Annotated in this window: 20 protein-coding genes; 13 read left to right on the top strand and 7 right to left on the bottom strand. The window is 70.5% G+C overall.

Annotation, left to right across the window (positions count from 1 at the left end; all coding sequences use genetic code 11):
• The first annotated feature begins 44 nt into the window (after nucleotides 1–44).
• Nucleotides 45–1151: a hypothetical protein gene (locus AB0D18_RS31905; RefSeq protein WP_362426419.1), complete on the top strand. Its 1107-nt coding sequence runs from the start codon at nucleotides 45–47 to the stop codon at nucleotides 1149–1151.
• 109 nt (nucleotides 1152–1260) lie between these two features.
• On the top strand, nucleotides 1261–1821 hold the full coding sequence (locus AB0D18_RS31900) for a YbaK/EbsC family protein (protein WP_362426416.1): 561 nt from the start codon (nucleotides 1261–1263) through the stop codon (nucleotides 1819–1821).
• A gap of 7 nt (nucleotides 1822–1828) precedes the next feature.
• Here AB0D18_RS31900 and AB0D18_RS31895 read toward each other — a convergent pair whose 3' ends face one another.
• Nucleotides 1829–2044: a DUF397 domain-containing protein gene (locus tag AB0D18_RS31895; protein WP_362426413.1), complete on the bottom strand. Its 216-nt coding sequence runs from the start codon at nucleotides 2042–2044 to the stop codon at nucleotides 1829–1831.
• Between the two features lie 170 nt (nucleotides 2045–2214).
• Here AB0D18_RS31895 and AB0D18_RS31890 point away from each other — a divergent pair, with 170 nt between their 5' ends.
• The 6 genes from AB0D18_RS31890 to AB0D18_RS31865 all read left to right on the top strand — a co-directional run bounded on the left by AB0D18_RS31890 (nucleotide 2215) and on the right by AB0D18_RS31865 (nucleotide 7283).
• Complete coding sequence (locus AB0D18_RS31890) at nucleotides 2215–2517, top strand: hypothetical protein (RefSeq protein WP_362426410.1); 303 nt, start codon at nucleotides 2215–2217, stop codon at nucleotides 2515–2517.
• Nucleotides 2514–2789 carry a hypothetical protein gene (locus AB0D18_RS31885; RefSeq protein ID WP_362426407.1) on the top strand — a complete coding sequence of 92 codons (276 nt, stop codon included), beginning with the start codon at nucleotides 2514–2516 and terminating at the stop codon, nucleotides 2787–2789. Before AB0D18_RS31890 ends, AB0D18_RS31885 begins: the two co-directional genes overlap by 4 nt.
• A gap of 62 nt (nucleotides 2790–2851) precedes the next feature.
• A complete protein-coding gene (locus AB0D18_RS31880) occupies nucleotides 2852–3247 on the top strand; it encodes a hypothetical protein (protein ID WP_362426404.1) in 396 nt (131 codons plus the stop codon).
• A 46-nt stretch (nucleotides 3248–3293) separates the two neighbouring features.
• Nucleotides 3294–5528, top strand: a complete 2235-nt coding sequence (locus tag AB0D18_RS31875) for a hypothetical protein (protein ID WP_362426401.1) — start codon at nucleotides 3294–3296, stop codon at nucleotides 5526–5528.
• Nucleotides 5528–6589 carry a hypothetical protein gene (locus tag AB0D18_RS31870; protein WP_362426398.1) on the top strand — a complete coding sequence of 354 codons (1062 nt, stop codon included), beginning with the start codon at nucleotides 5528–5530 and terminating at the stop codon, nucleotides 6587–6589. The genes AB0D18_RS31875 and AB0D18_RS31870 overlap by 1 nt, the downstream gene beginning before the upstream one ends.
• A gap of 226 nt (nucleotides 6590–6815) precedes the next feature.
• The gene (locus tag AB0D18_RS31865) at nucleotides 6816–7283 is read left to right on the top strand and encodes a hypothetical protein (protein ID WP_362426395.1); all 468 of its coding nucleotides are present in this window, start codon (nucleotides 6816–6818) and stop codon (nucleotides 7281–7283) included.
• A 112-nt stretch (nucleotides 7284–7395) separates the two neighbouring features.
• Here AB0D18_RS31865 and AB0D18_RS31860 read toward each other — a convergent pair whose 3' ends face one another.
• The 3 genes from AB0D18_RS31860 to deoC are packed head-to-tail and all read right to left on the bottom strand — an operon-like array spanning nucleotide 7396 to nucleotide 10707.
• Nucleotides 7396–8316 carry an aldehyde dehydrogenase family protein gene (locus AB0D18_RS31860; RefSeq protein ID WP_362426392.1) on the bottom strand — a complete coding sequence of 307 codons (921 nt, stop codon included), beginning with the start codon at nucleotides 8314–8316 and terminating at the stop codon, nucleotides 7396–7398.
• A complete protein-coding gene (locus AB0D18_RS31855; RefSeq protein ID WP_362426606.1) occupies nucleotides 8309–9745 on the bottom strand; it encodes an aldehyde dehydrogenase family protein in 1437 nt (478 codons plus the stop codon). Before AB0D18_RS31855 ends, AB0D18_RS31860 begins: the two co-directional genes overlap by 8 nt.
• Entirely contained in the window at nucleotides 9745–10707 is a 963-nt protein-coding gene (deoC, locus tag AB0D18_RS31850; protein ID WP_362426389.1) for a deoxyribose-phosphate aldolase, read from the bottom strand. The genes AB0D18_RS31855 and deoC overlap by 1 nt, the downstream gene beginning before the upstream one ends.
• Before the next feature lie 171 nt (nucleotides 10708–10878).
• Between deoC and AB0D18_RS31845 the strand changes: the two genes are divergently transcribed.
• Nucleotides 10879–11529 (top strand): PH domain-containing protein, encoded by a 651-nt coding sequence (locus AB0D18_RS31845; protein WP_362426386.1) that lies wholly within the window; start codon nucleotides 10879–10881, stop codon nucleotides 11527–11529.
• Between the two features lie 78 nt (nucleotides 11530–11607).
• Here AB0D18_RS31845 and AB0D18_RS31840 read toward each other — a convergent pair whose 3' ends face one another.
• Both AB0D18_RS31840 and AB0D18_RS31835 read right to left on the bottom strand, forming a co-directional pair.
• Nucleotides 11608–12729 (bottom strand): hypothetical protein, encoded by a 1122-nt coding sequence (locus AB0D18_RS31840; RefSeq protein WP_362426383.1) that lies wholly within the window; start codon nucleotides 12727–12729, stop codon nucleotides 11608–11610.
• A 246-nt stretch (nucleotides 12730–12975) separates the two neighbouring features.
• A complete protein-coding gene (locus AB0D18_RS31835) occupies nucleotides 12976–13404 on the bottom strand; it encodes a hypothetical protein (protein ID WP_362426380.1) in 429 nt (142 codons plus the stop codon).
• Nucleotides 13405–13585: 181 nt separating this feature from the next.
• Between AB0D18_RS31835 and AB0D18_RS31830 the strand changes: the two genes are divergently transcribed.
• Nucleotides 13586–14287 (top strand): uridine kinase, encoded by a 702-nt coding sequence (locus AB0D18_RS31830; protein ID WP_362426378.1) that lies wholly within the window; start codon nucleotides 13586–13588, stop codon nucleotides 14285–14287.
• 431 nt (nucleotides 14288–14718) lie between these two features.
• Here the strand turns inward: AB0D18_RS31830 and AB0D18_RS31825 are convergent, their stop codons facing one another.
• A complete protein-coding gene (locus AB0D18_RS31825; protein ID WP_362426376.1) occupies nucleotides 14719–15558 on the bottom strand; it encodes a SigE family RNA polymerase sigma factor in 840 nt (279 codons plus the stop codon).
• A gap of 181 nt (nucleotides 15559–15739) precedes the next feature.
• On the opposite strand from AB0D18_RS31825, the gene afsQ1 reads away from it, so the two are divergent.
• From afsQ1 to AB0D18_RS31810, 3 genes are read left to right on the top strand one after another with little or no spacing between them, the layout of a single operon-like run.
• Entirely contained in the window at nucleotides 15740–16417 is a 678-nt protein-coding gene (afsQ1, locus tag AB0D18_RS31820) for a two-component system response regulator AfsQ1 (RefSeq protein WP_189820919.1), read from the top strand.
• Entirely contained in the window at nucleotides 16414–17943 is a 1530-nt protein-coding gene (locus AB0D18_RS31815) for an ATP-binding protein (RefSeq protein ID WP_362426374.1), read from the top strand. Before afsQ1 ends, AB0D18_RS31815 begins: the two co-directional genes overlap by 4 nt.
• Nucleotides 17943–18602, top strand: coding sequence for a hypothetical protein (locus AB0D18_RS31810; RefSeq protein ID WP_362426372.1), 660 nt, complete (start codon nucleotides 17943–17945; stop codon nucleotides 18600–18602). Before AB0D18_RS31815 ends, AB0D18_RS31810 begins: the two co-directional genes overlap by 1 nt.
• Nucleotides 18603–18691: the final 89 nt, after the last annotated feature.

Below are 18691 nucleotides of genomic sequence, written 5' to 3'. Positions count from 1 at the left end.
TGGGGGAGGGCCCGAGAAGAGTCGACGCATGTGGGGGCAGTAGCGTGAACGCGGGTGGGGAACAGGGCGGTTCGTCCGTGTCCGACGAGGAGTGGGAGCGGTTCCTCCGGGAATCGGAGGCGGGCTCACCCGACGCACCCAAGGAACCGTCGGCACGGGCCCGGATCGTGGCGCGACGGCTGCGCGAGGATCCCTCGGGGGGCCAGGCGTGGCGTACGTACACGCCGGTCAGGCCAAGACGCAGGACCGGCTGGTACGTCGCCGGGCTGCTGGCGGCACTGGCCCTGCTGCTCGTGGCGCTGGCCCCGGGACGGGTGCTCGGCTGGTTCGGAGGTGAGACCGGGTCCACGGGTCCTCTCGCCGCGGAATCGGAACGCCCGGACCAGCCGCCTCCCGCACAGGATCCCCAACGCCCCACCCTCGACGAGCCGTTCAAGGGTTCGCCCGCCGCGCTCTGGGCGGACGGCGCGGCCGGGATCACGGTCCCCACGGCCAAAGCAACCGGCTGGATGAACACGGCACAGGTGGCACAGGCCCTCGCCCGCACCCGGGACTTCCTCGCCGCGTCGAGCCTGGACCCGGGGGTGCTGGCGGGCGGGCGCCCGGAGCAGGCGATCGCCCTGATCAACCCCAAGCAGCAGGACGTCCAGGGCTTCCTGAAGACCTCGCTGCGCACACCGAGCAAGGACAACGACCCCCTGCTGCTCTTCAGCCGCTTCGACAAGTCGAGCGCCCGCCTCGTCGGCGACGTGGTCAGGACCAGGGGGCGGATGACGTTCCGGGAGGGCGAACGAGGCGCCCTCCAGGTGACCACCGACGTCACCTACGTCTACCCGGTAGTGCGGGCGGCGCCGAACAGCGACGAAGTCACCCGTACGATCGCGCGCCGTGAGGTAGTCCTGAGCTGGGACGACCCGGCAAAGGTGCACACCGATCCGGGCACCTTCTCCCTCATCTCGTACAAGCTCGACATGACCAACGGCGGCTGCGGCGCCAACACCGGCTACTTCGCCCCGGAGTTCGGCGCGGACCGCCTGACGAACGGGGCGGACGCCGGCAGCCGGGTCGACCCGTACGACCGCAGCACGCCGATGTCCGACCGTACGGACAAGGGCAGCAACCCGGGCTGCGGGACCGCAACACGGTCATGAGCACCGCCGGGGCGCGCGAGGGGGCGGATCGGGCCTACTGCGTACGCCCCCCGGCCACATGCCGGACAGGACCTACGCCCAGCCGCAGGGGCGAGGCACGATGACCCGCATGCACGCGCCTTTCGACTGCTTCAGCGACCCGGCCCCCGTTCCCGCCCCCGACCGCCTCGGCGACCTCGTGGCCCCGGTCGCCGCCGCCCTCCGCGACTGGAGCGGGCCGGTCCCCGCCGACGAGGTCCTTTACGTCGACACCGATCCGGCGATCGCCGACACCGCCACGTTCGTCGAGCACTACGGGCCCGGCCTGCTGGCCGCATCGGCGAACTGCGTGGTCGTGGCCGCCAAACGAGGCGGCGAGACCACACTTGCCGCCTGCCTGATCCCCTCCGCCGCCCGCGCCGACGTCAACGGGGCCGTACGCCGGCTGCTCGGCGCCCGCAAGGTGTCGTTCGCCCCGATGGACACGGCGGTGGGCCGCACGGGCATGGAGCACGGCGGCATCACCCCGATCGGCCTGCCGGCCGACTGGCCGCTCCTGGTGGACGAGTCCCTGCTCGACCTGGAACACGTACTGGTCGGCAGCGGCCGCCGAACCGGCAAACTCATCGTCCCCGGCAAGGCGTTCACCCAACTCCCGAGCGCGACACCGGTCCCCGACCTGTCCCGCTGACCGCCTGTCAGGGACGGGGTTGCGCGGCCGGCCCGGCCTTCACGCTGCGGACGAGCGCGCTGAGCGCGGTCCGTCGGGTTGAGAGGACCGCACCGGGGTCCTCGCTCTCCCGGAGCGCAATACCGGCCCTCTCGTACGCCGCAACTTCCACACAGTTGTTGCCTCCCCCTGCGCAGAAGGAGGAGCGCTGCCAGTTTTGCTCGGACAAGGCTTTGCCTTTCACAATTCGCGTGCGACGGATCGGATGAGGTCTCTGGACTCTCCGGGCGCAAGTGCACTCCGCTCCATCAGGTCCAGCAGGTGGCGGTAGTTGACCAAGGGCGTCGGGGCGTCCAGGAAGTGGGCCCAATACCAATCCAGTTGCCCGCTCATCCGCACCGCAGGAGGTGCCCCGTGAGGACAGAACCCGACCCCAGCCACACCGAACAGCCGCAGCTCGACCACCCCACCCCCATCCCCTTCCACCACCCCTGGCAGTACGAGCTCAACTTCCCCTGCGCCCCCCGCGGCCCCCGCATCGCCCGGATGACCCTCTGCGCCATCCTCAAGGCGCACGGCCTCACCGAACTCGCCGAGCGCGCCGAGTTGTTGGTCTCGGAGCTGGCCACCAACTCCGTACGACACACACCAAGGGCCCGGCGACCGTCCGCCTCCACTGGCTGCACCCCGTACTCCGCGTCAGCGTCTGGGACTTGAGCCCTGATCTCCCCCGCCCCCTCCGCAGCCGCCCCTCCGTCCACGACGAGACCGGACGCGGCCTCGCCATCCTCGACCTCGTCGCCGACCGGTGGGGCGGCTGCGCCATAGGGGACGGGCCGTACGGCCAGGGCGGCAAGACCATCTGGTTCGAACTGGCCCTCGCCGCCGCCCCACCCCCGCTCACCCCACCGTCGCCCCCGGCACTGGCCGCGAGCGGCAACAGAGTCCGGCAATGTGGCGCGGCGAACGTTGCCTGGATACGGCAGTAAATAGGTGTAGTGGCCATGTCTACGATCAAGAGAGGTGGAAGGGTCGAAGGAGGGACGCTCACATGTCGGGGGAGTTGCACATGCAGTTGAACGGCATGGGCGGGCCCGCGGGGCCACCACTGCCAGGTGGGGGCCCGGGAGTCTTCGGGTCCAAGCCGTCCGAGAAGGCGGCGGCCGCGAAAACGATCGAGACCGAGCTCCAGCCGAACACCAAGAAGGCCACGGAGCACGCCGACGAGGCGACGACCACCGCGGCGAAGGGCTTCAAAGGCTGGGACACCGCCGCAGGCCTGAAGAAGGTCGCGGACACCTGGGACCAGCAGGTCAAGTCGCTGATGGGCCGCCTCGTTTCGGAGAGGGCCGCACTGCGCAGCACCTCGGGGCTGTTCGTGAGCACCGACATCGGCACGGGCGACAAGTTCCCGCTCCTCCGGGACTCGAAGCTCAACGGGCTCTGAACACCACGCACCGGAGGGGGAACAGATGCTGACGTACTACGAGATAATGACCACCGACCTCGGTCTGCTGACGACGGCCGCCGGCAAATGGGACTCCATGGCGGGCGAGTTGAAGAAGGTCGAAGGACGCTACGGAGAAAGCGTCCAGAAGATCACCATGGGGCAGAACTGGTCCGGTGTCAGCGTCGGGGTGGCCCATACGCGCTTCACGGCCACCCGCTACGAATACTCCGCGTCCCAGACCCAGGCCAAAGCCGTCGCGAGCCTGCTGCGCGACGCACACGGCCAGTTCACCGAACTCAAGAAGCAGGTGGAGAACGGGCGGGCCGACGCGATCAAGGCCGGCATGAAGGTCTCGGAGCAGGGCACCGTCGGCTACGACTACGACAAACTCTCCCCGCAGGAACTCAGAGCGATCCGGAACGACCCGGACGGTGAGAGTGCCGTCCGTACCTCGGTCGCCAAGTGGCAGAAGCACATCGACGACTGTGTGAAGGCGGTCTCCGAGGCCGACCAGGGCGTGAAGATCGCTCTCGAGGCCGTGGTGGTCGACAGCAACAAGGACGCCTTCGGGAAGGGCAACGACGAAACCCTCAACGGCTTCAACGCCGGAGCACAGGGTGACGTCGAGATCTACGAGGCCCGCAACGCAAAGGAGATAGCCACCCGGCTCAACAACGGCGAGAAGCTCCCGGACGCCGACTACGCGGAGCTCAACCGTGCTTTCCGCGACAACGCCGGACGTCAGGAGTTCGCCCAGACCTTCCTGAACGGGATGGGCGCCAAGAACACCCTTGAGTTCACCAACACGTTGAACGACCGCGCGTACAGCGACGACAAGGGCAACAAACAGCGCTACCTGGACCTGCAGAAGGGCCTCGCCAACTCGCTGTCCAACGCGATGGCGGACCCGAAGTCCGGCTTCTACAAAAACTTCCGCACCCAGCTGAACGAGGCCGGGCTTGAGACCTACGACCTCAAGGCCGCGGGCGACGCCGTCAACACGGTGGCCAAGGGACACGGCCAGGAGGTACGTGGCTACCAGAGCCTGGTCACCCTCATGCAGCACGGGAACGGGTACTCGGGCACCTTCCTCAAGGACCTCGCCACGGATATCCGCAAGGCCGAGGACAAGGGACAGGGCGGCGACCCGCAGATCTGGGACCTGTACGGCGACTACACGGGCAAGGACCGGAGCTGGTTCGCCAACGACCCGCTCGACGGAGTCCTGGGCTTCATGTCCAAGGATCCGGGGACCGCCACCAGTTACCTGGACCCGGGGCCCGACGGCAAGAACGACAACCTCGACTACCTGCTCACCGATCGCGACTGGGAGCACCAGAACACCACCAACTGGTCCGGCAACATCGAGCGCACCGGCAAGGACGAGGCGGACGACGACAACCGGATCGGCCTGGGGGCCGTGATCGAAGCCGGCGCCACCGGGCACCCGGCCGGCGACACCTCACAGCCCAGCGACGGCAAGCACAGCGCGGGCGAGGCCCGCATCATGCAGAGCACCGTGCAGTCGCTCGACCAGGACACCAAGGGCGACAGCATCGATGCCAACCTGCGCGACCCGCTCGCACGGGCTCTCGTCGACTACGCCCCCGACACCCACAACATTCTGACCCACGACCCCCGTTACGCACACGTCTCGGGTGGTCAGGTGCTCCACGACGGCGACGGGAGCCACCTGAACGTCGCCCAGGAATCCCTCACCCGGGTTCTGCGGGGGGTGTCCGACAACCCGGAGAACTTCGCCAACCTCTACGAGGCCGAACGTGCCCAGTCGGCCCGCACCCTGGAGGGGGCGAGCGCCACCTACAGCAACGACAAGGACTGGGAGAACCGCACTGCGGACGTCGGCATGGGCGCGGGCGCATTCAACGCGATCGGAGTCGATGTCATCCTCGACGACCGGGACGCCAGGAAGACCTGGATCGACGACGTGGCCCGGTACTCGTACCACGGCGTCGGCGCTCCCCTGACGCTCGTCCCCATCGTCGGGGACGTGGCCCAGCGCACGGTGGACGCGGCCACCTACGAGTGGTCCAAGGACGTGAAGGCGGAGGCCGACCAGACCGCGAACGTCGGCGTGGCGAAGGAGATGGGCGCCAGGGCGCAGGGCGCCCATGACCTGATCAACCAGTGGGCCGACGGCCGCGGGAGGGATCCCATGAAGGACAGCGTCGTCAACTTCCTGCGTGACCAGTCGGACCTCCACTACAACGCCTCACGCAACCAAGCACTCGCCGACCTGCACAGGGGACTGTCCTGATGAGGAAGTCCATCGCCGCCGCCGCAATCGTCACAATCCTCGTCGCGGGCGGTGGAGTCGCCTGTGCGACCGGGGCGTTCGACACGTGGAGCGACAGCCGGGCGCTGGCCGACGGCTGCGGCGGGATGGTGGACGCGTCCGTGATGAAGCGGACCCTGGGCGCCGAGCGGGTGAGCGGCAAACAGCTGGGTGACCTCGGCTGCCGGGCCTACGATCCCGACGGCAGGGCGTCGGTGACGGTGACGGTGGAACGCGGCCCCCGCCCCGCTTCGGTCGTACAGCACGCCCGGCAGATCCTCTCGAAGGACCCGGAGTCGCTCCTGGTACCGGTCGGCGGCGGCTGGCCCGCCCTGGTGACGGCCGCCGGCGGTGGCGAGTCGTACGCCACCGCTCTCCTGCCCTGCGGCACCCAGAAACCGGGACTGCAGAAGGCGGCCGGGGACTCTCTCGTCCTCGGCCTGACCGCCGTACAGGCCGAGAGCGGCGGCCGGATCCAGCAGCGCCGGGAGGCAACGGCGGAACTGGTGACCCGCGCACTGGAACAGGCCGCCGCGAAGCACGGGTGCGCGCTGCCGGACGTCGGCGAACCCAAGGTGTCTTCCGGGGCGTTCGAGGTCCTGAAGGAGCCGGGCGCGACCACCGGTACCTGCCGGAACACGGGTGTCGCGGGGTACGAGGCCCCGGCCGATGCCGCCGCGCCCGTCGAGCAGTGCGTACTCGCCGATCCGGGCGGCGCGCGGACCCACCGGCTCGCCGCCTACTACGGGCCGTACCCCGACGCGCCGCGCCGCGACCCGTCCAGGAGCCCGGACGACTACCGCGGTACATCGGGGGCCAACGGCCCGACGTCCTGGACGACGGCCTCCTGCCCCTCAGGAGAGGCCCTCTTCACCAGTACGGCACTTCTCCCCCGACCCATCGGCTCCGACGAGGCACGGCGTGCCTTCCGTGCCTTCGCCGTCGAGTCGGCGCGACGTTACGGATGTGGTGCCCCCCACGCCTTGAAGTCGGACGAGCCGCACGAACCAACAAGCGGGAGAGGCGGAGGGGGCGCACGATGAGCACATCCCCGCAGCGGACGGCCGAGGCGCCGTGCAAGAAGGCCCCGTACAAGAAGGCCCCGTACAGGGGTGGTGGTGGCATCGGACGTCGAGGCCGTCCTCGCGGGGCCGGGCCGCATCTCCGACCGGACGGGTCCGCGCAGCGGGGACTTAGCCTTCACCGGCGGCCGGTGGCCCGACGCCTCGACGGTGTCGTTCTTCCCGGGCGGCGGCGCGGCCCCCGGCCGTGGCTGGGTACTCCGGTTACGCCCCCGCGACCCCTCCGACCGCTCCCGGCCGCCTCGCTCCGGAGGCGCAGCAGCGGACCGCCACCGCGGGCAGCGTGTGCGGTCTGCCGGGATTAGCGCTGCCAGCGGTCAAGAGGGAGACCGTCCGGGACTTCGGGGACGGTCCCGGCCAGACGTGGAGTTGCGGGACTGCGACCGGCGAAGGGCCCGGGAAGGCCTACGCCACCTTCTCCGCGACGCGGGACCCGGCGGTCATCGCCGGAATCCGCAGGTCGAAGGGGTTCACGGGGCGGGGCTTCGACGCCATCCACACCGTCTCGGACTGCTCCGGCGCACCGACGTACTTCACCATGGACTCCGGGCCCCGCTACACCGAGTCGCTCGGCGCGGGCGGGCCGTCGCCCCGCGATCTGTTCGCCGCCTTCTCCAAGGCCGCCGCCGCCAAGCTCGGCTGCACCGGGCCGTGACGGGCGAAGCCCCGTACCCCCCGCTCAGTGGGGGGTACGGGGCTTCGCATCCCTCAGCGCAGAGGGTCATCACGCCGAAGCGCGGAAAATCAGTACGCCGAAGCGCGGGGGATCAGTACGCCGACCCCGACGCGCCCAGCGAACCCGTCGGGTGCCAGACCGTCTTGGTCTCCAGGAAGGTGGTCAGGCGCTCCGTGCCCTGGGGCGCGTTCCAGTCCGTCGAGGCCGACGGGCGCAGGACGCGCTTCAGGTTGTCCGCCGCCGCGATCTCCAGGTCGCGGGCCAGGTCGGTGCCCGCGCCCGCTCCCGTGAGGTCGATCGCGTTGACGTCCTGGTGGGAGGCGAGGGAGGGGGCGATCTCCGAGGCCTTGCCGGTCAGGATGTTGATCACGCCGCCGGGGAGGTCGGAGGTGGCCAGTACCTCGCCCAGGGAGAGGGCGGGGAGGGGGGCCGATTCCGAGGCGATGACGACGACCGTGTTGCCGGTCGCGATCACCGGGGCGATCGTCGAGACCAGGCCCAGGAAGGACGACTCCTGCGGGGCCAGGACCGCGACGACGCCCGTGGGCTCCGGGGTGGAGAGGTTGAAGAACGGGCCCGCGACCGGGTTTCCGCCGCCCGCGATCTGGGCGATCTTGTCGGTCCAGCCCGCGTACCAGACCCAGCGGTCGATGGCTGCGTCGACGACCGCGCCCGCCTTGGACTTGGAGAGGCCCTCGGCCTCGCCGACCTCGCGGACGAACTGCTCGCGGCGGCCCTCCAGCATCTCCGCGATGCGGTAGAGGATCTGACCGCGGTTGTACGCGGTCGCGCCGGACCAGCCGCCGAAGGCCTTGCGAGCGACGACGACGGCGTCCCGGGCGTCCTTGCGGGAGGCGAGGGGCGCGTTGGCGAGCCAGTTGTTCTTCGCGTCCTGCACTTCGTACACCCGGCCGCTCTCGGAACGCGGGAACTTACCCCCCACGTACAGCTTGTAGGTCTTGAAGACGCTCAGACGCTTCACGTCGGTCGTCGCAGTTGAGGACTCAGACATCGAGGTACGCCTCCAGGCCGTGGCGACCGCCCTCGCGGCCGTAACCCGACTCCTTGTAACCGCCGAACGGCGAAGTGGGGTCGAACTTGTTGAATGTGTTGGCCCAGACGACGCCCGCCCGGAGCTTGTTCGCGACCGCGAGGATGCGCGAGCCCTTCTCCGTCCAGATGCCGGCGGAGAGGCCGTATTGGGTGTTGTTGGCCTTGGCGACGGCCTCGTCGGGCGTACGGAAGGACAGCACGGAGAGGACCGGGCCGAAGATCTCGTCGCGGGCGACCGTGTGCGCCTGGGTGACGTTCGTGAAGAGCGTCGGGGCGAACCAGTAGCCGGAGGACGGGAGTTCGCACGGGGCGGACCAGCGCTCGGCGCCCTCCGCCTCGCCCGTGTCGGCCACGGCCTTGATACGGGCGAGCTGTTCGGCGGAGTTGATCGCGCCGATGTCGGTGTTCTTGTCGAGCGGGTCGCCCAGGCGCAGGGTGGAGAGGCGGCGCTTCAGGGCGTCCAGCAGCTCGTCCTGGATCGACTCCTGTACGAGGAGGCGCGAGCCCGCGCAGCAGACCTGGCCCTGGTTGAAGAAGATGCCGGTGACGATGCCCTCGACGGCCTGGTCGATGGGGGCGTCGTCGAAGACGATGTTCGCGCCCTTGCCGCCCAGTTCGAGGGTGACCTTCTTGTTCGTGCCCGCCACCGAGCGGGCGATGGCCTTGCCGACGGCGGTCGATCCTGTGAAGGCGACCTTGTTGACGTCGGGGTGGTTGACCAGGGCCGCGCCCGTGTCGCCGTATCCGGGGAGGATGTTGACGACGCCGCGCGGCAGGCCCGCCTGGCGGCAGATGTCGGCGAAGAAGAGCGCGGAGAGCGGGGTGGTCTCCGCCGGCTTCAGGACGACCGTGTTGCCGGTGGCGAGTGCCGGGGCGATCTTCCAGGCCAGCATCAGGAGCGGGAAGTTCCAGGGGATGACCTGGCCCGCGACGCCCAGCGGGCGGGGGTTGGCGCCGTAGCCCGCGTGGTCGAGCTTGTCGGCCCAGCCCGCGTAGTAGAAGAAGTGCGCGGCGACGAGGGGAAGGTCGGCGTCCCTCGTCTCCTTGATCGGCTTGCCGTTGTCCAGCGTTTCGAGGACCGCCAGCTCGCGCGAGCGCTCCTGGATGATGCGGGCGATACGGAAGAGGTACTTGGCGCGCTCCGAGCCCGGCAGCGCCGACCACTTCTCGAACGCCTTGCGGGCGGCCTTCACGGCCCGGTCCACGTCGTCCTGACCCGCCAGGGCCACCTCGGACAGGACCTCTTCGGTGGACGGGGACACGGTCTTGAAGACCTTGCCGTCCGCCGCCTCCGTGAACTCTCCGTCGATGAACAGGCCGTACGACGGTGCGATGTCGACGACTGCGCGCGACTCCGGCGCGGGTGCGTACTCAAAAGTCATGCGGATCAGTCCACCGTCACGTAGTCGGGGCCGGAGTAGCGGCCCGTGCTGAGCTTCTGACGCTGCATCAGCAGGTCGTTGAGCAGGCTGGATGCGCCGAAGCGGAACCAGTGGTTGTCCAGCCAGTCCTCGCCCACGGTCTCGTTGACCAGCACCAGGAACTTGATCGCGTCCTTGGTGGAGCGGATGCCGCCGGCCGGCTTCACGCCGATCTGGATGCCGGTCTGGGCACGGTAGTCCCGGACGGCCTCCAGCATGAGGAGGGTGTTGGGCGGGGTCGCGTTGACCGCGACCTTGCCCGTGGAGGTCTTGATGAAGTCCGCGCCGGCCAGCATGCCGAGCCAGGAGGCGCGGCGGATGTTGTCGTACGTGGACAGCTCGCCGGTCTCGAAGATGACCTTGAGGCGGGCCTTGTCGCCGCACTCCGCCTTCACAGCGAGGATCTCTTCGTAGACCTTGAGGTAGTGCCCGGAGAGGAAGGCTCCCCGGTCGATCACCATGTCGATCTCGTCCGCGCCCGCTTCGACGGCGTCGCGCACGTCGGCCAGCTTGACGGGGAGGGCGGCACGTCCGGCCGGGAAGGCGGTGGCCACGGAGGCGACCTTGATGCCGGTACCGGCCAGGGCCTCCTTGGCGGTGGCCGCCATGTCCGGATAGACGCAGATCGCGGCGACCCTGGGGGTCGTACGGTCGGTGGGGTCCGGGTGGGCGCCCTTGGCGCACAGCGCCCGGACCTTGCCCGGGGTGTCCGCGCCTTCGAGCGTGGTCAGGTCGATCATCGAGATGGCCAGGTCGATGGCGTACGCCTTGGCCGTGGTCTTGATCGAGCGAGTGCCGAGCGCGGCGGCGCGGGCCTCCAGGCCGACGGCGTCGACGCCGGGCAGCCCGTGCAGGAAGCGGCGCAGTGCGCTGTCGGACGCGGTCGCGTCGACAAATGCGGATGCGGGAGCGGATGCAGAGGTGGGCATGGTCACCACTGGAGCATATCTACGCGCGTAGCGTCCTGTACACCCCGTAGGGAAGAAAGGGGCCACCCCCGTGGGGAAAGAGGGGCCACCTCGCGGAAGAAAGTGGGGCCACCTCGTGCGGGAAGAAGGGCTTCTTCGGCCTCCCACCGGCCGTCAGGCAGAATCGGGCCCATGACAAGCACCGGTCCCACTCCCCCCTCGGACTCCAGCGAGCCGACGGTCTACGCCGACCGCGTCTTCCGTACGGGCGCCAATGTCGTCTGGGGCTGCCTGATGCTCGCCGTCTGCGCCTGGCTCGGCATCGACGCGGCACTCAAGAGCGAGGCCATGACGGTCTGGAAGGTGCTGGCCGGACTGCTGTTCGCGGTGCCGCTGGTGGTGGCGTTCATGCTGCGGCCCGCCGTGTACGCGGGCCAGGAGCGGCTCAGGATCCGCAATCCGTTCCGTACGATCGTGCTCCCCTGGGCGTCGGTCGACGCGATCCGCACCGGTTACTCCAGTGAGGTCCTGGCGGACGGTGCGAAGTACCAGATGTGGGCCGTGCCGGTGTCCCTCCGGCAGCGGAAGAAGGCCCTCCGTAACCAGTCGAGGGCCGCTGCCGCGGACGACCCGAAGGCGAGCCGTGCCGCGTTCGGGCGGTCGTCGGGCGAGCGGCCGCAGGTCGCCGCGAGCGACCAGATCGTACGGGACCTCCAGGACCTCGCCGAGTCCTCGGCCACGCGGCCGGGCACCGCGGGCAAGCCGTCGGTGCGGTGGGCGTTCGAGATCATCGCGCCGTGCGTGGTGGGGCTTGTGGCGCTGATCGTGCTGCTGGCGATCTAGGGGCGATCGGTTCTACGGCGTGCCCGGCTTTACGGTGTGCCCGGCTTTACGGTGTGCCAGCTTTACGGCGCGCTGGGTTTACGGCGCGCCCGGCCAGACCAGCGTCATATGGCCGCCGACGTACGCCGAGAACAGCGCCGCACCGCCCACCACCAGCACCGCCGTCGACACCCGCGCCCGCGCGAGGGCCACCGCGACCGGCAGCAGCAGCGGGAACGCCGGGAGCAGGAAGCGGGCGCGCGGGAAGTACACGCCGTCGGTGCCGAGGACGATCAGCAGTATCACCGCACTGAACACGAGCAGCGGGAGCGGCTGCCTGCCGACGGCGCAGAGGACCCAGAGCACGGCGGAGGCCACCAGCACTCCCGTCACCAGGACCGGGAAGAGCGGTGGCTCGGCGGAGTACATCAGCAGCCCGCGCATCTCGCGCAGGGTCGAGGCGCCGCCGTCCCACGCGTTGTCCCAGCGGCGTTGTACGGCGAGATAGCCGTCCCAGCGGCCGAGACACAGGCTCACCCAGCCGACGTAACAGAACCAGCCGAAGGGCGCGAGCAGGCCGGCGGCGAGGGTGCGGTGGGTGCGACCGCTGCCGATGTCGCTGTCGGCGTTGCTGCCGAAGCAGGCCGCGGCCATGACCGCCGCCGCGACGGCGATGCCCGTGGGGCGGGTGAGGCCCGCGAGGCAGGCGAGGGTCGCGGCGGTGAGCCAGCGGCCGGTCAGGACCGCGTACAGGGTCCAGGCGGCGAGCGCGGTGAACAGCGACTCCGTGTAGCCCATCCACTGGACGAGGGCCACCGGGTGCGCGCCCCAGAGGACGGCCAGAAGCGTGCCCGTACGGCGTCCGTGGAGGTGGTTCCCGACGGCGAAGATCCCCCATGCGGCGACGAACGACGCGGCGACCGCGAGGAGCAGACCGAGAGTGGCCGGGCTGGGAACGGCCCCGGGGAGTGCGTGGTCCGCGCCTCTGACCAGGAGCGGCTGGAGCGGGAAGAAGGCCAGGCTGCGGAGGCCGGCGTAGCCGCGCCCTGCGATGCCGGCGTACCACTCGGAGTCCCAGGAGCCGGCCAGCAGCGGCCATACGCCGTGGCCGCGGAGATGCGTCCAGGGGACGAGGACGGCGAGACCGAGGAGGTGGACGGCGAGGTAGCCGAGGAGGGCGGGGGCAGGGGTGGGGGCGATGGTCGTACGTTGCGCGTACAAGGCGGGCCTGGCTCCTGGGGGGCGTGCGGTCGCGGGACGGCGTGCTCGCGTGGGGGGCCGCCCCCTTGCCCACCCGTCCCGCCCCCGGGGGCGGCCCCGCTGCCCAAGAGGGCTAGGGAGGCTAGCGGGCTGAGGGGCAGGCAGTTAGGGGCGCGGGGAACTGCGCGATCAGCCACGACGCACCCGCACGACGCCCACCGGCCCACCCCGCCCCGCACGACGCCCCCGCACCCAGGCAAGCAACCCCTAGCCCGGCAGGGCGCCCGTCACCGCTCCCACCACCGGCAGGTCCTTCAGCGCGGCACCCTTTGTCAGGGAGCCCGTCGCCGCCCCCGTGGTGACCGGCTGGAAGTCGGCGACCTGGGTGCCGATCGTGTTGTCGAGGGGGTCGACCGCCGTCCCGGCGAGCGGGTTGAGCCGCATGCTCGTCGTGGGGCCGATGCCGCCCGCCGTCGCATACTGGAGCGCGCCGGTCAGCGCCTGCCCCGGGGTCGGACCCTCCTCTTCGAAGGCCGGCAGGGCGACCGGGGCCACCGCGAGCGCGGCGGGCCCGGCGGCCGGTGCAGCCTGGGCGGCGCCCGCTCCTGCCGACAGCGCGGCGCCGACCGCCGTCACCGTGAGACCGGCCTGGAGCAGGGTGCGGCGCGGGGACTTGGGTGCTGAGTGACGTGCCATGAAGTGCTACCCATCTGCGTCTTGGAGCGAAGTAATCGGGTAATCGTGGGCGGTGGTCGTGAACGAATGACCACGATCTGGTAATCACGTGCGCACGCAGCGTAGTTGAGGAGCCGGGCTCGAAACGAACGACGTCGCCCGGGGAGACCTGCGCGGGGTGAATGCCGCACACTTGTATCCCGTGAGCTCTTCTCCCGTACGCGCCCGCGTAGTCCTCCTCGCAGGCCCCTCCGGCTCCGGCAAGTCGTCCCTCGCCGCGCGCGCCCAGCTGCCCGTGCTGCGCCTCGACGACTTCTACAAGGAGGCCGACGACCCCACGTTGCCGCAGGTCATGGGCAGTACGGACATCGACTGGGACTCTCCGCTCTCCTGGGACGCGGACGTGGCCGTCGCCGCCGTCGAGGAGCTCTGCAGGACCGGGCGTACAACTGTTCCGGTGTACGACATCGCCTCCAGCTCGCGGGTGGGCGAGGAGGCGCTCGACATCGAGCGCACGCCCCTGTTCGTGGCGGAGGGAATCTTCGCGGCGGACATCGTGGCGCGGTGCCGGGAGCGGGGAGTGCTGGCGGACGCGCTGTGTCTGCGCGGGCGGCCCTTCACGACGTTCCGGCGGCGGCTGATGCGTGATCTGCGCGAGGGCCGGAAGTCGGCGCCGTTCCTGCTGAGGCGGGGGTGGCGGCTGATGCGCGCCGAACGGGGAATCGTGGCGCGGCAGGCGGCGCTCGGGGCCTATCCGTGTGGCAAGGACGAGGCACTTGGGCGCCTGGCGGCTGCGGCGGCGGGTCGGTGTCCTGGGGCAGGACCGGCGGTTGTACGGGCGCCGTCTTCGGCGGCGGGGGCGGCTTCCTCTTCGGCGGCGGGGGCTCCGGAACCGGCTGCGTAGGCTGCGTGCGGCCGGATGGGTGGCCGGGTGGGTGGTGCGGGTTGCCTGCGGCGCTTGCCCCTCCCCGCCCCTTCCCGAAACCGCTGCCGCGTGGCTGGTGAAGGCCGATGTCCCGGGCTGCGCCCTGTGCACGGCTGCGCCGCGCGTCCTCAAACGCCGGACGGGCCGGGATGCGCCGGGATGGGCCGGGATGGGCCGAAGTTGCCCGGCATACGAAAACGGGACCCCGCCGGCCCCCCGCCGACGTGGTCCCGCTCCGCTTTCCCCCGTACCCCCCCCGTGATCCCCCCCGTGATCCCCCCGGATCCCCCGATCCCCCGTGGATCCCCCCGGATCCCCGTACCGCCGCCGTCTCCCCCGAAACGGCGGCCCCCCGTTCCCCCGTTGCCCAGGGCCGACCGAAACTCTCGGCCCCGGGCACCTCACATCCTTCAGGCGACAAGCTCGCCGAAGGACTCCTCCTCGTCACGGCCGAAGCTGAGGACCTCGTCCTCGCGCAGCCGGCGGAGCGACCGCCAGATGCTGGACTTCACCGTGCCGACACTGATGTCGAGGATGTCCGCGATCTCAGGATCGGTGCGGCCCTCGTAGTAGCGCAGGACGAGCATCGTGCGCTGGAGTTCGGGAAGGCGTGCCAGGGCCTGCCACAGGACCGCGCGCAGCTCCGTGCCGCGCATGGCGTCCGTGTCACCGACCGTCTCCGGCAGCTCCTCCGTCGGGTATTCGTTCAGCTTGCGGCGGCGCCACGCGCTGATGTGCAGGTTGGTCATGGTGCGGCGGAGGTAGCCCCCGACCGCCGCCTTGTCGCTGATCCTGTCCCAGGCGCGGTACGTCGAGAAGAGGGCGCTCTGGAGGAGGTCCTCCGCTTCGAAGCGGTCGCCGGTCAGGTGGTAGGCGGTTGCGTACAGGGAGGCACGGCGCTCCTGGACGTAGGCGGTGAACTCCGCCTCCGCCTCGGTCGCGTGCGCCCGCTCCCCCGAGCCCTCCCCGTACGTCACCGCCGGTGCTGCCGACGCTCCCCCGAGCGTCCCTGCGGCAGCTTCCCCGTTCCCCCCGCCGGCTCCCCCGTTGGTCCCCCCGGTGGTCCCCCCCTTGGTTCCCACCGGCACGTCCACGACCGTCATGTACTGGCTGTACGAAGACGTCCGCTGACGCCCGGTGCTGCGACCGCACCCCCGCCCGGTCACAGCACCGGACTTCTCCATGCTCCTCACGACGTCGTGGAGACGCGTGACAACTGCGCTTGAGTTGGTGCTGTGCAGTGCGTTCATCTCGCGCCCCCCGTCGGTGGAGTCCGTAGCGTGCCGTGTGCAAATGAGATTGCCCGAGCAGTTTCATGACGAGGTCCGGCGACTGTCACAGGGCTGTCACAGGGGCCGTGTCGGCAGGTCGGCTCGGATGGGAGCGCTCCAACTGTCGAACTCGTACGCCCCCATGGGCCAGAATGGGCGCGTGCCATTCCTGTTGCTGATCGAGGACGACGACGCCATCCGTACGGCGCTTGAGCTGTCGCTCACGCGCCAGGGACACCGTGTTGCCACGGCAGCCACGGGTGAAGACGGACTGAAACTGCTGCGCGAACAGCGGCCTGATCTGATCGTGCTGGATGTGATGCTGCCCGGAATCGACGGATTCGAGGTGTGCAGGCGCATCAGACGCACCGATCAGCTGCCGATCATCCTGCTGACGGCCCGCAGCGACGACATCGACGTCGTGGTCGGGCTGGAGTCCGGCGCCGACGACTATGTGGTCAAGCCGGTGCAGGGGCGGGTGCTCGACGCCCGGATCCGCGCCGTGCTGCGGCGCGGCGAGAGGGAGGCCAACGACGCGGCCTCGTTCGGGTCGCTGGTGATCGACCGCTCGGCGATGACCGTGACGAAGAACGGGGAGGATCTGCAACTGACACCGACCGAGCTGCGGTTGCTGCTCGAACTGAGCCGCAGGCCCGGACAGGCCCTGTCGCGGCAGCAGTTGCTGCGGCTGGTGTGGGAGCACGACTACCTCGGGGACTCCCGGCTGGTCGACGCCTGTGTGCAGCGGCTGCGGGCGAAGGTCGAGGACGTCCCGTCGTCGCCGACGCTGATCCGTACGGTCCGTGGTGTGGGCTACCGGCTGGACACGCCTTCGTGAGTACGGTCGCCAAACGGGCCCTGATCGCCGGCCTGCGCTGGACCAGTCTGCGGCTGCGGCTCGTGGTGGTGTTCGCCCTGGTGGCGCTGACCGCTGCCGTGTCCGTGGCGGGGATCGCGTACTGGCTCAACAGGGAAGCCGTACTGACCCGCACCCAGGACAGCGCGCTCAACGACTTCCGGCAGGCCATGCAGAGCCGGGTCGCCACCCTGCCGCTCCAGCCCACCCAGGCCGAACTCCAGAGCGCCGCCGAGCAGATGTCGGCGACGAGCACCAGCCCCGGGTACAGCGTGCTGCTCGTGGACAGCCGCGACGGCGGCAAGCCCGTGGTCGGGTACTCCGACCTCGACGCCTTCACGCTCGACGACGTACCGGCGAAGCTCCAGGAGCAGGTGAGCCGGGAGCAGCCGGTCAGCGCGGGGAACGCGTATCCGTACCACCTGTTCTGGGTACGGGCGAACCTGCGCAACACGCCGTATCTGGTGGGCGGGGCCAAGGTCATCGGGGGCGGGCCGACCGGGTACATGCTGACCTCGCTCCAGCAGGAGCGGGACGATCTCAACTCCCTGGCCTGGTCGCTGGGGATCGCGACCGGGCTGGCGCTGCTGGGTTCCGCGCTGCTCGCGCAGGCCGCCGCCACGACCGTACTGAAGCCGGTGCAGCGGCTGGGAGACGCCGCGCGGCGGCTGGGGGAAGGGAAGCTGGACACGCGGCTGCGGGTGTCGGGGACCGATGAACTCGCCGATCTGTCGCGGACGTTCAACAGGACCGCCGCCCAGCTGGAGAAGAAGGTCGCGGACATGAGTGCGCGGGAGGAGGCGAGCCGGCGGTTCGTCGCCGACATGTCGCACGAGCTGCGGACACCGCTGACCGCGATCACCGCCGTGGCGGAGGTCCTGGAGGACGAGGCGGACAGCCTCGATCCGATGATCGCGCCCGCGGTCCATCTGGTGGTGAGCGAGACGCGGCGGCTGAACGATCTGGTCGAGAATCTGATGGAGGTCACACGGTTCGACGCGGGGACGGCCCGGCTGGTGGTCGACAACGTCGATGTCGTCGACCAGGTGACGGCCTGTCTCGATGCGCGGGCCTGGCTGGACGCGGTGGAGCTGGACGCGACGCGCGGGCTGATGGTGCGGCTGGATCCGCGGCGGCTCGACGTGATCCTGGCCAATCTGGTCGGCAACGCCCTCAAGCACGGCGGTTCGCCGGTCGGGGTGTCCGTACGGGCAGACGACGGCGAGCTGGTGATCGAGGTACGGGACCACGGCCCCGGCATCCCGGCGGACGTGCTGCCGCACGTCTTCGACCGCTTCTACAAGGCGAGCGCGTCCCGGCCCCGGTCGGAGGGCAGCGGGCTCGGTCTCTCCATCGCCATGGAGAACGCGCTCATCCACGGGGGCGGCATCACGGCCGCCAACTCGCCCGACGGCGGCGCGGTGTTCACCCTGCGGCTGCCCCGGGGCGCCGAGGACGCGGAGCCCGAGGAGCAGACCGACGACACCCAGGTCCGGGGGCAGAGCTGATGCAGGTGAAGAAGAGGGCGGGGCTCGTGTGCGCCGCGCTGGTGGTCCTCGCGGCCACCGCCGGGTGCGGCATCCGCACCACCCAGGTGCCCGTCGACGCGGGGGCCGCGCCGTCCCGGGTGTCCTGCGACGTGCCGGCCAAGTCCGCCGACGAGCAGTCGCAGGCGGGCTCCACGGTGCGGGTGTTCCTGGTGTGCGGGGCCGGTCTGGTGTCCGTGCAGCGGGTGGTCGCGGTGCCCGAGGAGACCATGGCGGCGGACCGGATGCGGGCCGCCCAGGCGCTCCTCGACGAGCTCCAGCGGGATCCGTCCGACGAGGAGGAGAGGGCCGGGTTCAGTACGGACGTGCGCGGCTCGCTGACGGTGTCCAGGCCCCGGGCCGGGGACCCGCGGCAGACGCTGCGGCTCAGCCGGCAGCCCGACGACCTGCCCACGCACGCGCTGGCCCAGATCGTCTGTACGTACTCGGGGAGCGCGGCCGACGACGGCGGCGGCTCGGTCGAGCTGGGCGGGCCCTCCGAGGATCCGCCCCGGAAGTACCAGTGCACGGCGGCCCTGAAGGCACGCCCCGAGATGGTGCCGCCACTGGGCGACCTACGGCGCTCACCGGTGGCGACAACCGGTACGGATCCGACGGCTCCGGGCGCCTCGCCCTCGTGACGGCCGGCGGTGACCGTCGGCAGCGACCACCGACGGTGACGGCCAGTGGTGACGGCCGGCGGTGGCGGTTTGTGGCGATGGCTTGTAAA

The organism is Streptomyces sp. NPDC048442 (assembly GCF_040651475.1).
Taxonomy (GTDB): Bacteria; Actinomycetota; Actinomycetes; order Streptomycetales; family Streptomycetaceae; genus Streptomyces.
Note: the sequence above shows the minus strand (reverse complement) of the source record. Positions and strands in the feature narration are given on the sequence as shown.